The organism is Rhodoferax sp. OV413, from assembly GCF_945881795.1.
Taxonomy (GTDB): domain Bacteria; phylum Pseudomonadota; class Gammaproteobacteria; order Burkholderiales; family Burkholderiaceae_C; genus Allorhodoferax.
The window spans coordinates 1-14333 of the sequence record NZ_CAMCVG010000015.1 but is presented as its reverse complement, the minus strand read 5'-3'; the positions used below and the strand labels follow the sequence as shown (position 1 = coordinate 14333).

At 65.5% G+C, this 14333-nt stretch carries 10 protein-coding genes; 7 read left to right on the top strand and 3 right to left on the bottom strand.

All coding sequences use genetic code 11. From position 1 onward, the window contains the following. Positions 1–16: 16 nt before the first annotated feature. Positions 17–4105 carry a YhdP family protein gene (locus Q0O05_RS03550; RefSeq protein ID WP_293660516.1) on the bottom strand — a complete coding sequence of 1363 codons (4089 nt, stop codon included), beginning with the start codon at positions 4103–4105 and terminating at the stop codon, positions 17–19. A gap of 27 nt (positions 4106–4132) precedes the next feature. Here Q0O05_RS03550 and glnE point away from each other — a divergent pair, with 27 nt between their 5' ends. Further along, positions 4133–6871: a bifunctional [glutamate--ammonia ligase]-adenylyl-L-tyrosine phosphorylase/[glutamate--ammonia-ligase] adenylyltransferase gene (gene glnE, locus Q0O05_RS03545; RefSeq protein WP_293660515.1), complete on the top strand. Its 2739-nt coding sequence runs from the start codon at positions 4133–4135 to the stop codon at positions 6869–6871. A 6-nt stretch (positions 6872–6877) separates the two neighbouring features. Here the strand turns inward: glnE and Q0O05_RS03540 are convergent, their stop codons facing one another. Then, positions 6878–7381, bottom strand: a complete 504-nt coding sequence (locus Q0O05_RS03540; protein WP_293660514.1) for an adenylyltransferase/cytidyltransferase family protein — start codon at positions 7379–7381, stop codon at positions 6878–6880. A 99-nt stretch (positions 7382–7480) separates the two neighbouring features. On the opposite strand from Q0O05_RS03540, the gene Q0O05_RS03535 reads away from it, so the two are divergent. Then, positions 7481–8710, top strand: coding sequence for an HD domain-containing phosphohydrolase (locus Q0O05_RS03535; RefSeq protein ID WP_293660513.1), 1230 nt, complete (start codon positions 7481–7483; stop codon positions 8708–8710). Between the two features lie 47 nt (positions 8711–8757). On the opposite strand, the gene Q0O05_RS03530 is transcribed toward Q0O05_RS03535, so the two are convergent. Next, positions 8758–9606, bottom strand: coding sequence for a ferritin-like domain-containing protein (locus tag Q0O05_RS03530; RefSeq protein WP_293660512.1), 849 nt, complete (start codon positions 9604–9606; stop codon positions 8758–8760). A 148-nt stretch (positions 9607–9754) separates the two neighbouring features. Here Q0O05_RS03530 and Q0O05_RS03525 point away from each other — a divergent pair, with 148 nt between their 5' ends. The 5 genes from Q0O05_RS03525 to Q0O05_RS03505 form a co-directional block, all read left to right on the top strand. Continuing rightward, a complete protein-coding gene (locus Q0O05_RS03525; protein WP_293660511.1) occupies positions 9755–11065 on the top strand; it encodes an FAD-dependent oxidoreductase in 1311 nt (436 codons plus the stop codon). Between the two features lie 11 nt (positions 11066–11076). Next, positions 11077–11916 carry a DUF1365 domain-containing protein gene (locus Q0O05_RS03520; protein ID WP_293660510.1) on the top strand — a complete coding sequence of 280 codons (840 nt, stop codon included), beginning with the start codon at positions 11077–11079 and terminating at the stop codon, positions 11914–11916. 23 nt (positions 11917–11939) lie between these two features. Further along, positions 11940–13184 carry a cyclopropane-fatty-acyl-phospholipid synthase family protein gene (locus tag Q0O05_RS03515; RefSeq protein WP_293660509.1) on the top strand — a complete coding sequence of 415 codons (1245 nt, stop codon included), beginning with the start codon at positions 11940–11942 and terminating at the stop codon, positions 13182–13184. Positions 13185–13223: 39 nt separating this feature from the next. Next, a complete protein-coding gene (locus Q0O05_RS03510) occupies positions 13224–13850 on the top strand; it encodes a chalcone isomerase family protein (protein WP_293660508.1) in 627 nt (208 codons plus the stop codon). After that, positions 13847–14333: MFS transporter (locus tag Q0O05_RS03505; protein WP_293660507.1), on the top strand; the 487-nt coding region annotated here is incomplete at its 3' end. The genes Q0O05_RS03510 and Q0O05_RS03505, both read left to right, overlap by 4 nt.

The window sequence follows — 14333 nt, the reverse complement described above, 5'->3', positions numbered from 1 at the left end:
GGAGGGTACGGGCGCTTCAGGGCCGGCGCGGCACTTGGGTCACCCGCGGCTCAAGCCAGGTGCCGTCCACCACAAATTCCTGGGTGGCAGCATTGACCAGCGGGCCGCGCAGCAACAACTGGGCCAAAAACGTGCCCAGGCCCACCACCGGGTTGATGGTGGAGGCAATCAGGGAAGCGCCTCCGGCATTGATTTCGGGCACCACCACCATGCGCAGGTTCTGCGTCTCTTTGGCGATGTCGGCCTGCCCCTCCATCAGCACCGCGGCGTTCACCCCCTTCATCTGCAGGTTGCTGGTTCTGGCAATTCCTTGCTCGATGTTCATGTCACCGCGAAAGAAGTCAAACGCAAAGCCCTCGGCGAACACATCGCGAAAGTCCAGCATCAACCGGCGCGGCAGGCTCTGCAGGCTGAGCACGCCGAGCAGCTTGGCAATACCCGGGTCGGCCTTCAGGAACTGGCCGTTTTCCACATTCACATTGAATTTGCCGCTCATGCTGGGGTAGTCCACGGTAATCGGCGAGCCGGCCCAGGCCACCTGTCCCTCTACCTTGCCCGCCCCCTTGCGCACCACGCCGGGCATGCCCAGGCGGCCCAGCAACTCGCCGGAATCGGAAATGTCGAGCTTGAAGTTGAGCACCGTGCGGCGCCGATCGCGGATACTTTTTCCTTGCGGCGCGGCCGACGCGTTGACGCTGGCCCAGTTGCCCGAGGCGGTGAGCCGCGCCTCGGGGGTCTCTATATTGAAGCGGTTGAGGCGCCACTCCCGGGCGCTGGCGCTGCCCAGATTGACGGCCTCGATATCGATGCGGCCCAGGCGCTTGCCGCGCAGCACGAAGTCTTCCACCTCGATGTCCAACGCCGGTATGGCCGCGGGCTGCTCATCGAGCAGGGACTCCACGTCCTGCGCGTTGCTTTGCCCGATGGACAGGCGCGCCAGCCGGCCGTAGAGCCGCCCGGAATTGGCGCCCGAGGGCTGGCGGTATTCGAAATAGCCGCTGAGCTCGGTGGCGTCCACATTGGCGCGCCACAGCGGGCCGTCGCGACCGGCACCCATCACCACGTTGTTGAGCTCGCGGCCGGAGAACTGCAGCTCCCGGGCCCGCAAGACCACCACCGCAGGCATGTAACCCACCTCGGCTGAAGCGGCATTGGGTCCGGGGACCGCCTTCCCGGCAGCAGGCTTGAGGCCCGAGGGAGCACTGGCGTCCAGACCCAGTTTGTCCAAAACGGCCGACCAGGCATCCAGATTCAAGGTCTGCATGTTGATGTTGGCCGACACACCCTCTTCAGGCAGGGGCGCAGCCTCATCCACCGCCAGACCCACGCCGATGGCGCCGCTCTGCACCCGCGGCTCGCTGCCGGAGAGATCGCGCACAAACACAAACGACGCCACACGCCCTACCTCCAGCTGCCAGCGGTCGCGAATGCGCCCCGCGCCCGTGACACCTGCGGTGCGCAACAGCTCAGACGCCACACGCACCGGCAGCGCGGCCTCCGGCGCCTTACCCAGCGGCACGGGCAGCTGCAGGCCCATGCCCTCCAGGGTGGTCTGTAGTTGCAGCTCGGCCACACCCGAACGAAATCCCAGGCTCGCGGTGTAGGCTGCGCTGCCGGTGGCGAACTGCGCCAGCCGGATGGCCGGCCCGAGTTCGGGCGTCTGGCGGATGCCTTCAGCGGTCGCAACGCCACTGAGCAAAATCTGGGTAGGCAGCGGCCGCGAAGTGCTGGAAGCAGCACTGCCGGAAGCATTAACGGCAGTGCTACCAAAGGTCAACCCTCCGTCGAGCCGCACATCGCCTCCGAGCGCACGCGCCTGCGCTCCGCTCAGGCTGAAGCCCGAATCCGTCAGGTTGATGGTGCCGCGCGCCCGTGCGAGCTTAGGCGTGCCGGGCGCGATCTGCACATCGTTGCCGGCAAGCACCACACTCCCCTGCACCGTGGTTTTGTTCACATCCGCCACCGGCAAGGTGAGCCTGAGCTTGTAGTCCGCCGTACCGCTGGCCGTGGTCTGTGCGAGGGACTTGTTCGTCATCGCAGCCAACGGGCTGGAGTTGACCACGCCCAGCAGGTCGGACAGCGGGCCCTTGGCCTCTGCGACCACGCTCACCACCGAAGAGTCGTACAACCGGCTGACCTGCACTTCGGACTTGCCAATCTGCAGCGCGCTGCCGGCGACCATACCGCGCTGCACCTTGACCTGCACCACATCACGGTCCAGCACCATCTCGCCCTGCAGTTGGGTCAGTATGGGCCAGGGCAGGCTGTCTTTGGGCATGACAAAGGGCGGCGCATAGGCAATGCTGGCGTTCTGAACATTGGCTGTTACGCGGAATTCGCCCGGCTGCCCGGTGCGATAAGGGAAATCCGCCAGGTCGCCCTTGAGCTTGAATTGCGCATTGCTGACCGAGCCCGCAAGCAGGGCCCCCTGAAGGTAGTCCAGCGAGTCTTTTTCCATGACTACCGGAAGATAGCGGCGCACTTTGGCACCATCCGCCCGGCTGAGGCTGCCCTGCAGGTCCAGCACGCCGAGGCGCCCGGGGCCGGTCGTGCTGTCCAGCGGACCGCTCCACTTGAATTGCAGCTCGCCCTTCGCGTCCGCATTGGCAAACTGCACCTTGGTGCCTGACACCGCCAGGCGCCTGCCGTCCAACTTCCACTGCACATCGGCCGAGAACTGATCGAGCGGCACCTGCGGTTCGTCAAGCATTCCGTAGGCATCGAGCATGCCGCGCTCCATCGCCAGCGTGGCGCGTCCGCCGGACTGGTCGAAATCAAACTCAGCGTCCAGCCCGCGCAGGCCCGGCCATGCATCCACGCAGCGGCAGGATGGCAGGCCCAAGGCGCTTACTTTGCCCTGGGCGGTGTAGGTCTGCGGCGCGCTCAAAGGGCCCTTCCAGCTGGCTTGCAGCCGGTCCACCACACCTTGGGGGTTGAGCCGCTGCAGCTGCGCGTGGGATGCGGCGTCCAAAGGCAGGCGGGTGGCAATTTGCGCCATGGCGGCCAGGTCCAGGCGGTCGGCGGTGAGCTGGCCGTACTCGGCATCCGTGCCGGCGCGAAAGCGCCGCAGCGTCACGTTGCCGCCGGGCCAGTGGATGCCATCCTGGGTCACGAACTCCAGCGCTTCGGTGCTGATTTCCATGCCATCGGGCAAATTTTTGGCCCCCAGGCGCCCCGACACCGACGCCAGAGTCAGCGGCGCCAGCGCGGGATCGGTCGTCATGTTGACCTCACGCAGCAGCACATCGGCCACCGCACCGGTGGGCACGCCGCCCGCGACATCGACCCAGGCCCTGAACATGCCGCTGCCCTTGGCCAGTTGCGCGCCCAAATCCACATAGCGGCCCAGCTCAGCCAGATCGATCCGCGAAAAGTCGGCATAGGCCTGTCCGTCCCAGGCCTTCCAGTCGCCAGCATGCAAGGACAGCAGGGGCTGGCGGAACACCCCGCGCAGGCTCAGCCGCTCGCCCCATTGCGCCGGCGGATCGGCATCCAGGCGCAGGGAGTGGCTGCGCAGGCGGTTGCGCAGCACCAGTTGCACACCTTCCAACTCCACCGGCGGTGCGGCCCGGGTCTCATCGGTCCAGCGCACCCTCCCGTTCACAACAGCTACTTCGGTCTGTGAAAAAAGCCAATCCGCCACGGCGCCGTCCTGCCCGGCGCGGTCGCTGATTGACAGGCCCGCGACCCAGAGATTGCCGTCGGCCGTGCGGCGAATGTCCAGCGCGGGGCTGTCGATATAGAGCTGTTCAAAGCCCCCCACAAGCAAGGAGCGCGGGGAGATGGCCGCAATGACACTGGGCAGCAGCAGCGCCTCTCGGCCGTCCTGGTCGAGAAGACTTACACGGATGAGTTCGATAGAGGGGATGACACCGTTGGTGCGGGCCTGCATATCGCCGATGCGGACCGGCAAACCCACCGCCTGCGAGGCCCGCGCTTCCAGCCACGGGCGGAAATCGGCGATTCGCGGCACAATCACAAAATGAAGCCCGCTCCAGAGCACAACTAGGCCCAACCATGCCACCGCCAGCAAGCGCAGGGCCCAGCGGCTTACGCTGGCAAACACCCTTAGGCGCAGTGAGGGGCCGGTGGTCGATTCGTTCATCGTGCTATGGGGACTGTGTCAGGAATTATGACCCGCATTGAGAATCCCGCCGCCTCGGCCGGCACGCGCTTCGTACAGCGTATCCGCAGGCGTTATGCGGCCGAACTTGACTTGCTGCCGCAGGGCTTGCCCACCGAGACCACCTTGCTGCAGCTCACGGTGTCGCTGCAGTCCTGCGGACTGACCCTGGGTGCGGCACTGCGGGTGGCGCGCCAGCTCACCCTGGAGCGGCTGGCCACACTGGACTGCAGCGGCCAGGCCGATGTGGCGCAGGTCACCGGCGCCATGACCCACCTGGCCGAAATGGCACTCGACCTCACCTACGCCGACAGCTACGCCAGCCTGAAGGCGCTGCACGGGGAGCCGCGCACCGGCACGGGCGTACCGGCCCGCCTGCTGGTGCTGGGCATGGGCAAGCTGGGCGCGCGTGAGCTCAATGTATCGAGCGACATCGATCTCATCTACGTCTACGACCAGGACGGCGAAACCACGGGCGAACCCACGGGCAAAGATGGCGGCGACGTGCGGGGGCGCGGACGCCTCTCCAATCAGGAATTTTTTGCCCGCATGGTGCGCGGCATGGCAGCACTGCTGGGCGAGACGACCGAGCACGGCTTTGTGTTCCGGGTCGATCTGGCACTGCGGCCCAACGGCAACTCGGGCCCGCCGGCGGTGTCGCTGGGCGCGCTGGAGGAATACTTTCATGTGCAGGGGCGCGAATGGGAGCGCTTTGCCTGGCTCAAAAGTCGGGTGCTGGCACCATCGGGCGCTGTGGGCTCGCCCATGGCCATTCAGCTACGCGCCATCGTGCTGCCCTTCGTGTTCCGGCGCTACCTCGACTACAGCGTGTTTGATGCGCTGCGCGTCTTGCACCGGCAAATCCGCGAACATGCGGCCAAACGCAGCGCAGGGCGGCCCGAGCGCAGCAACGACGTCAAGCTTTCGCGCGGCGGTATCCGCGAGATTGAGTTCACCGTGCAGTTGCTGCAGGTGGTGCGCGGCGGGCAGTTCCCCGACCTGCGCACGCGCCCCACGGTGAGCGCCCTGCAGCGCCTTGTGCAGGCCGGCCTGATGCCGGCCCCGATTGCGCAGTCGCTGGCAGAGGCCTACCTTTTCCTGCGCGGCCTGGAGCACCGCATCCAGTATCTGGATGATCAGCAGACCCATGTGCTGCCCACCGATGAGGCCGACCTGCAGTGGATTGCAGTCACGCTGGGGCTTCCCGACAGCGGCGCCTTGCTGCGCGAGCTGGACCGGCACCGCGAACTGGTGGCGCAGGAGTTTGATGCCTTGCTCGGCGGCAGCTCCGCCCCTTGCACCCAATGCCCCGCCCCTGCGCGCACTGACGCGGCCGACCTCGACAGCACCTTGGACGCACTGAGCGGGCAATTCAAGGAGCGCATGGCCCTGTGGCGCACCCATCCCCGGGTCATGGCGCTCAAGGAAGACTCCCGGCTCCGCCTGGCGCGCCTGCTGCAACGCACTGCGCTGTGGCTCAGTGAGGGCCTCATCACCGAAGACGCAGCACTGCGGCTGGCCGACTGGATGGAGCCGCTACTGCGGCGCGAGAGCTACTTGGCACTGTTGCTGGAGCGCCCGCTGGTGCACCAGCGCCTGCTGCGCATGCTGGGGGCGGCCCGCTGGCCTGCGCGGTATCTTTTGCTGCACCCAGGGGTGATTGACGAGCTGGCAGACGACCGTGTGCTGGATGAGCGCTTTGACGCAGCCACCTTTGAAGCCGACCTCGAGCGTCGCCTTAAGGCGCTGCAAGGCAGCCGGGAAGACGATGATGAGAATCTGCTGAACCTGTTGCGCCGGTCCCACCATGCCGAGGTGTTCCGCACCCTGGCGCGCGACGTGGACGCCCGCCTCAGCGTTGAGCAAGTGGCCGATGACCTGAGCGCGCTGGCGCAGTCGGTGCTGGGGGTGGCCACCCGCTGGTGCTGGGCGCGCCTGAAGAGCCGGCATATCGAACAGCCCCGCTTCGCCATCATGGCCTACGGCAAGCTGGGCGGTAAAGAGCTGGGCTACGGCAGCGATCTGGACCTGGTGTTTGTCTACGACGACGAGGACGAGCGCGCCCCCGAGGTCTATTCGGCGCTCGTTCGCAAGGTCATCAATTACCTCACCGTCAAGACCGGTGAGGGCGACTTGTACGAGATCGACACCGCACTGCGACCCAACGGCAGCTCGGGCCTTCTGGTCACCAGCTTCGGGGCCTTTGCCAACTACCAGCAGCAGCGCGGAAGCAACACCGCCTGGACCTGGGAGCACCAGGCCATCACCCGGGCACGGTGTGTATGGGGGTCGGCGGAGCTCGCGGCGCGCTTTGACGCGGTGCGCGAGGCCGTGATTGCCAGCCCGCGCGATGCCCGGGCCCTGCGCGAAGAGATTCACGCCATGCGCGACACGGTGCGCGCCAGTCACCCCGTCAAGGAGGGCTGGTTTGATGTGAAGCACAGCCCGGGTGGCATGGTGGACATCGAGTTTGCGGTGCAGTATTTGGTGCTCAGCGCGGGCGGCGCGCACCCTGAGCTGCTGGCGAATGCAGGCAACATCGGCTTGCTGCAGCGCGCACAAGCCTGCGGTCTTCTGCCGGCGCCAGTGGGTGAGAACGCCGCCTTGGCCTACCGGCAGCTGCGCCAGATTCAGCACACAGCCCGGCTGAACGAGGCACCGACGCAGGTCCCTGCAGACCAGCCCCTGACCCCGCAAGAGGCCGGACTCGCGCTGTGGCAAGTGGTCTTCGGGGCTGAGCTGGAGTAAGGCTGTTCAGCCGGCGCTGCTCGCGCGGATCTTGCGAACCAATGCGGTGGTGGAGTAGCCACTGACAAAGGGCAGGGCCAGCGCACGGCCGCCCCAGGACTCGACAAGGCGTGTCTCAGGCAGCCGGGCCATGTCGTAGTCGCCGCCCTTGACCAGAACGTCGGGCCGGATGTGGGCAATGAGCGCCTCGGGCGTGTCTTCGGCAAACCATGTCACCAGGTCCACGGCGCCCTGGCTGGCCATCACGACCGCGCGGTCGCCTTCGGCGTTCAGCGGACGGTCATCGCCTTTGCCGAGGCGGCGCACCGAGGAGTCAGTATTCAAGCCAACGATCAGACTGCCGCCCAGGGCCCGCGCCTGCGCAAGATACAGCACATGGCCGCGGTGCAACACATCAAACACACCGTTGGTGAATACCCAAGGGCGCGGCAACCGCGCAAGCGCCGGACCCAGGTCGGAGAAGGGGGTGATTTTTTGCAGGAAATCAGGAAGTGCTGGGGTGTCTGGCATGAGCTCATCCTATCAGCACTTCAGAGAGCGCCCGGGCTCGTGCAGGGCCCTTAAAGGGGCGGATGGCTTGCATTGAAGACTGCATAATTGCCGTGCCTTATGAACCTCGTCGCCGTCAGCATCGATTCCATTCCCATCGGACAACCGCTCGCCTTTCCGTTGATGGACAAGGACGGAACCTTGCTGGCCTGCAAGGAGTTTGTGATTGCCTCCCGAAAGGACCTGGCCGAGATTGCTGAGCGCGGGGGCGGGCTCTACATCAATGTGACCGACTCCGAGGCGAGGCACCGCGCCTACATTGACCACCTGTACGGGATGGTGCGCGACGAGAAATCCATTGGTTCGATCGCCGAGACCCAGATCACTGAGGAAACTGCCTCTGAGCGCGAGTCCGCGCAGGATGACCGCCTCGATTGGCTGGACCTGCAAACCATCGCAAGCGCGTTGCTGCGGGACACCCAGGCACACACCTTCCAGCGCCGCTTACTGCGGCTGCAACGCCAGCTGGTGCGGCACATCCAGAACAACCCCGACGGTACCCTGTTTGCGCTGATTTACCTCTCGGTGAGCGATGTGCGCATGTACAGCGGCACCCACGCCATGCTGGTCAGCGTGATCTGCATGCTGACCGCCAAGGAAGTGCTTAATTGGCCGGAAGAAGATCAACGCACGGTGGGGCTGGCCGCGCTCACTATGAATTACGGCATGACCGAGCTGCAAGACCGCTTGGCCTTGCAGATGGAGCCGCCCAGCCAGGAGCAGCGCGCTCAGATTGTGCAACACAGCAACCATGGCGTTGCCCTGCTGCAAAAAGCAGGCGTGACCGATCCGGTCTGGCTGGACGCCATCCAGCTGCACCACAAGTCGCCTCCAGGGCCCTTGGCGCCACGGGAAAAGTGCGACCGGTTTGCGCGGCTGATCCAGCGGGCTGACATTTTTGCGGCACGCATCTCACCGCGCGCGACCCGCCTCCCGATGACACCTGCTGCCGCCATGCAATCCTGCTACTTTGACGAGAACAAAGGAATGGACGAGGCCGGCGGCGCGCTGATCAAGGCGGTGGGCGTTTACCAACCCGGAGCGTATGTGCGGCTCTGCACCAATGAAGTGGCCGTTGTCATTCAACGGGGACTGAACACCACCACACCCCGTGTGGCGGTCTTGCTCAACCGAGAAGGCATGGCCACGGTGGAGCCGCCCATTCGCGACACCAGCGTGCGCGAGTACCGCATTGTCGGCAGCGTCCCGCACCGCGAGGTCAAGGTGCAGCTCAACCTCGAGCGGCTGCTGCGCCTCACCACCTTAAACAAGCCCGTGCGGCCCTGGTAATTCCGCCGCCACGGGGAACAGCCGCCTCCGGGACCAAGCGCCCAAGACTAAGCGGCCGTGGGCAAAAAGGTGGAGGCTGACAGCTCTTTGCGGAACTTATTGAGCTCTTGCACGCTGGCAAAACTGCGCTCCATCAGCAGGCTCAAGTTATGAAGGATGCGCTCCACCACCTTGGTTTCCCAGACCGAATCAAAGTTGATTTGCTTGTCCAGCCAGTGCTCCAGCCAGGCGGGATCGGGCAGGCGGCTCTGCACCGTGTCCATCGGGTAGAGGGCCTTGTTCACATGCAAATTGGTCGGGTGCAAGGCCTGCGCAGTGCGGCGGGCGCTCGCCATGAGCACGCCCACTTTGGCAAACGCCGACAGCGCCTCGGTGCCGGACTTGGCGATGGCGCGCTTCATGTATTTGAGGTAGGCGCCACCGTGGCGCGCTTCGTCCTGGCTGAGCTTGGTGTAAATCGCCTTGATCACCGGCTCGGTGTGCCATTCGCTGGCGCGGCGGTACCAGTGGTTCAGCCGGATTTCGCCGCAAAAATGCAGCATCAGCGTTTCCAGGGGCGGGGCCGGGTCAAACTCAAAGCGCACCGCGTGCAACTCTTCTTCGGTTGGTGCGAGCTCGGGCCGGAAGCGGCGCAGGTACTCCATCAGCACCAGCGAGTGCTTTTGCTCTTCAAAAAACCAGATCGACATGAAGGCCGAAAAGTCGCTGTCGCCGCGGTTGTCGCGCAGGAACATTTCCGTGGCGGGCAGGGCGGCCCACTCGGTGATCGCGTTCATTTTGATGGTCGTAGCCTGCTCATCCGACAACAACGCGGTGTCGAACTGAGCCCAGGGAATGTCGCGGTCCATGTCCCATCGCACCGTTTCCAACTGCCTGAAGAGTTCGGGGTACAGCATTGCAGCCTTTCTGATTAACGATATAAATTTTATTCGCGATAGCCACTTCCGCGCTGCCGAGAAATATGGCTCCAAGGTCGCGCCCTTGCGATATATTACTAACCAGTCACAAAATTTACTTGGAAGTTCACGTAACAAGGGGGTCCGCATGAAAGTCGCCATCGTCGGCTCCGGCATTTCCGGTCTGGCCGTCGCGCACCGCTTAGTCGGACATGCCGACATCACCTTACTGGAAGCCGGCGATTATTTCGGTGGGCATACCCACACTGTTGATGTGACTTTGCCCGGTCCGCAGGGCCCGATTACGCACGGGGTGGACACTGGTTTCCTGGTCTTTAACGAGCGCACCTACCCCCAGCTCATCGCCTTGTTTGCCGAGCTGGGCGTGGCCACGGCGAAGTCCGACATGTCGTTCTCGGTACAGGTGCCAAGGAGGGGGCGGGTTCTGGAATGGAATGGCGCGAGCCTGAACACCGTGTTTGCCCAGCGCGGCAATGTGTTCAACATCTGCTTCTTGCGCATGCTCGCCGACGTGCTGCGCTTCAACGCGTTGGCCACCGGCATTGCGCAGCGCAACGAAGAGACCGAACTGATGCAGCCGCTGTCGGTGTTTATGGCTGCGCACCGCCTCTCTGCCGAGTTCCGCGACTGGTATCTGTTGCCCATGCTGGGCTGCATCTGGAGCTGCCCGACCGACCAGATGCTGCAGTTTCCAGTGGCCACCATGATTCGCTTTTGCCACAACCACGGCCTCATTCAGGTCAGCAACCGCCCCCAGTGGTGGACTGTCGCCGGAGGTGCGCGCCACTATGTTGAAAAGATTGTTGGCTCCATAGCAGACAAGCGACTCAATGCCCCGGTCGAGCGGGTGCAGCGGGACAGCGATGGCGTGTTGCTCACCGTCCAGGGGCAGACCGAGCGCTTTGACAAGGTGGTGCTGGCCTGCCATCCAGACCAGAGCCTGGCCCTGCTCGCCGACGCCAGCGCCGCCGAGCGGGCCACCCTGGGCGCGATCCGCTACCAGGCCAACCACGCGGTGCTGCATACCGACACCCGCGTGCTGCCCACGCGCCGGCTGGCTTGGGCAGCCTGGAACTACGAGCGCAGCGCCGATGCGCGGCAGGAAGATGCCCGCGTCTGCCTGCACTACCTGCTCAACCTGCTGCAGCCCCTGCCGTTCTCGCAGAGCGTGGTGGTCTCGCTGAACCCGGTGCGTCCCATTGATCCAGCGCTGGTGCACGGCCGGTTTGACTATGCGCATCCGGTGTTCGATCTGCCTGCCATCCGGGCGCAGGTTGAGGTGCCGGCGCTGCAGGGAGTGAACCACACGTATTTTTGCGGCGCCTGGACGGGTTACGGCTTTCACGAAGATGGGCTTAAATCCGGGCTGGACGTGGCGGCCCGCCTGCAAGTGGCGCTGCGCCGCCCTGTTGCATCACCTGCACTGACCCCCGCCTGACCCGCCCACCCATGCCCAGCGCCAGCGCCTGCAGCCCCACTCATGCCGAGCCCCTCATCGGCTTTGGCGAGGTGCGGCACACCCGCCTGCGGCCGGCGCACAACGCATTCACCTACCCGACGTATTTTTTGATGCTGCCCATGCGGCAGCTGGCGGCCCACGGCAGCGCCGCGCTGGCCCGCAACCGCTTTGCCGCCCTGAGCTTTTACGACACCGACCATGGCGACGGGCGCAGCGAGCCCCGAGGCGGCGCGTTGGCCTGGCTGGACGCGCTGCTGCACAGCGAAGGCATTCTGGACGCGCAGGGCGAGGTCTGGTTGCACTGCTACCCGCGGGTGCTGGGCTTTACCTTCAAGCCGGTGAGCTTCTGGTACTGCCACCGTAACGACGGGTCGCTTCGCGCCATCGTGGTGGAGGTGAACAACACCTTCGGCGAGCGCCATTGCTACCTGCTGGATGCGCCGCGCTACGGGCAGGAGCTGCTGGCCAACAAGGTATTTCATGTGTCTCCGTTTTGCCCGGTCGAGGGGAAGTACCGCTTTCGCTTGATGCGCAGTGCCGACGACCTGCGCACCGTGGCCCGGATTGACTACGACGACGCCGGCGGCCCGCTGATTCAGACCAGCGTGAGCGGGCGCCTGCAGCCCCTGACCCCCGCCAGCATCCGGCATGCGCTGTGGGCTTACCCCGCCATGACGCTGGGCGTGGTGGCGCGCATCCACTGGCAGGCGCTGAAGTTGTGGCTCAAGCGCGTTCCGTTTTTCCGTAAACCCGTCCCACCCGCTCTGATGACAAGCCGCGCCAGCTCGCCTGCTGCCGCGCCCCCAGAGCCCCTCCATTCCGCCCCCTGATTGCAGCCCCCCGACAGACCGCCATGAACAGCCCCACCCTGCGCTCCTCCGATTCCGCACAACGCTCGGCCACCGGCCTGCCACCCGGCACGCCGGCTGCGGCCCGCACCGTTTTCAAATTACTGAGCAAGCTGCGCCGCGGCAGCCTCACCGTGCAGCTGCCCGACGGTAGCCTCCAGCGCTTTGGCGGCGAGGCCTCGCCCCACGCCAGCCTGATGCTGCACAACTGGAAGGTCTGCAGCGCTGCGCTCAAGTCCGGCGACATTGGCTTTGCTGAGGGCTTTATTGCAGGTGACTGGTCCACCCCCAACCTGACCGAGCTGCTGAGGGTGCTGGTGCGCAACCGCGACGAAGTGGAGAGCGTTATCTACGGCAGCTGGGCCGGCAGACTGCTCTACCGCATCAAGCACTTGCTCAACCGCAACACCCGGGCCAACAGCCAGAAAAACATCCACGCCCACTACGACCTGGGCAACGCCTTCTACCGCCTCTGGCTCGATGAGACGATGAACTACTCGTCGGCGCTGTTTCAAGGCAATCCGGACCAGTCCATGGCGCAAGCGCAAATGGCCAAGGTGCGCCGCGCCCTGCAGGAATCCGGTGTGCAGGGCGGCGACCGTGTGCTGGAGATTGGTTGCGGCTGGGGCGCCCTGGCCGAGATGGCGAGTACCGAGTTCGGCGCCCACATCACCGGCGTCACCCTGAGCACCGAGCAACTCGCCTATGCGCAGGACCGTATGCAGCGCCTGGGCGTGCAGCAGCAGGCCGACCTGCGCCTGCAGGACTACCGCGACATCCCCGACGCGCCTTTTGATGCGATCTGCTCGATTGAAATGATTGAGGCCGTGGGCCGCGAGTTCTGGCCGACCTACTTCCAGACCATCGCCAAGAAGCTCAAACCCGGCGGGCGCGCCTGCGTGCAGAGCATCGTGATCGACGACGCCTATTTCGAGCGCTACCTCCGCTCTACCGATTTCATCCAGCAATACATCTTCCCTGGCGGCTGCCTGCCCAGCCCCGGCGAGTTCAGGGCGCAGGCGCAGGCCGCAGGCCTCGAGGTGGTCAATGAGCTGGCGTTCGGCCACGACTATGCCGAAACCCTCAAGCGCTGGCGCGAAGCTTTCCTGCATGAGCGCGACGCGGTGCTGGGACAGGGCTTTGATGAGCGCTTCATGCGCATCTGGGAGTTCTACCTCTGCTACTGCGAGGCGGCCTTTCTGGAAGACAGCATCGACGTGGTGCAGTACACCCTGCGCAAGCCGACCTGAGCGCCCTCAGCACCCCTGCACCCCTGCACCAAGCCTTCTATGCGACGCCGCCCGCTCCTCCGTCTTGCTGCCGCCGGCCTGGCCTGCGCGGTGGGCGGTGCCCGGGCGCAAGCGCAGCCCGGGGGCGGCGCGGCGGCAGCGGCCGGCGGCACGGCCGGGGCCGCAAGCAGCACCGGCACCTTGCCGCCCGAAGTCGCGGCCGAGCTGCCCAACGCCGTGCTGTCGGGGAGCGCCCGCATGCGCTACCTGGGCCTGCAGATTTACGACGCGCGGCTGTGGGTTGCGCCGGGTTTTCAGGCGGCGGCCTACTGGAACAGCGCACTGGTGCTCGAGTTGCGCTATCTGCGCGGCCTGTACGGCAGCGCCATCGCGCAGCGCTCGCTCGATGAAATGCGCCGCAGCGGCCCCATCACCCCAGCCGCCTCGCAGGCCTGGCTGGAGGCGATGAAGCAGGTGTTCCCCGATGTGCAATCGGGCGACCGGATCACCGGCCTGCACAGCCCCGGCGTGGGCGCGCGCTTCTGGCTCAACGGCCAGCCGCGCCCGGCCGTCCCCGATGCCGAGTTCAGCCGCCTGTTCTTTGGCATCTGGCTCTCCGAGAAAACCAGCGAGCCGCGGCTGCGGGCCGAATTGCTGACCGGTGCGATGGCGGGGCTTGCTCCATGAACGCGGGCCAAGGCTGGCGCTACGGGCTGATGGGCCTGCCGCTGGCTTTTGTGGCGCTGCCGCTCTACGTCATCCTGCCCAACCACTACGCCACCGTCTTCGGCGTGCCGCTGGCCGCCTTGGGGCTGGTGTTGCTGTTGGCGCGGCTGGTCGATGCCTTGATAGACCCTTTGCTCGGGCGCTGGAGCGACCGGCTGTTCAGCCGCGGGGCCGACATACTGCTGGCCCGCGCGGGCTGGGCCTGCGCGCTTCTGGGTGTGGGCTTTTGCCTGCTGTTTTTTCCGGCGGTGCGCGGCGCGCAGGCGCTCTTGTGGTGGGCGGGGATGGCGCTGCTGCTCACCTATGCCGCCTACAGCTTCCTGAGCATCAGCCACCAGAGCTGGGGCGCCATGCTGGGCGGTAACGAGGCCTACCGCAGCCGGGTGGTGGCCTGGCGCGAGGGGCTGGGTCTGGCCGGCGTGATTTTGGCATCGATTGCGCCTG

Bases quoted from the DNA above. Each gene is read 5' to 3' on its own strand.
- Q0O05_RS03550 (WP_293660516.1), bottom strand. From the start codon at position 4,105: ATGAACGAATCGACCACCGGCCCCTCACTGCGCCTAAGGGTGTTTGCC.
- glnE (WP_293660515.1), top strand. From the start codon at position 4,133: ATGACCCGCATTGAGAATCCCGCCGCCTCGGCCGGCACGCGCTTCGTA.
- Q0O05_RS03540 (WP_293660514.1), bottom strand. From the start codon at position 7,381: ATGCCAGACACCCCAGCACTTCCTGATTTCCTGCAAAAAATCACCCCC.
- Q0O05_RS03535 (WP_293660513.1), top strand. From the start codon at position 7,481: ATGAACCTCGTCGCCGTCAGCATCGATTCCATTCCCATCGGACAACCG.
- Q0O05_RS03530 (WP_293660512.1), bottom strand. From the start codon at position 9,606: ATGCTGTACCCCGAACTCTTCAGGCAGTTGGAAACGGTGCGATGGGAC.
- Q0O05_RS03525 (WP_293660511.1), top strand. From the start codon at position 9,755: ATGAAAGTCGCCATCGTCGGCTCCGGCATTTCCGGTCTGGCCGTCGCG.
- Q0O05_RS03520 (WP_293660510.1), top strand. From the start codon at position 11,077: ATGCCCAGCGCCAGCGCCTGCAGCCCCACTCATGCCGAGCCCCTCATC.
- Q0O05_RS03515 (WP_293660509.1), top strand. From the start codon at position 11,940: ATGAACAGCCCCACCCTGCGCTCCTCCGATTCCGCACAACGCTCGGCC.
- Q0O05_RS03510 (WP_293660508.1), top strand. From the start codon at position 13,224: ATGCGACGCCGCCCGCTCCTCCGTCTTGCTGCCGCCGGCCTGGCCTGC.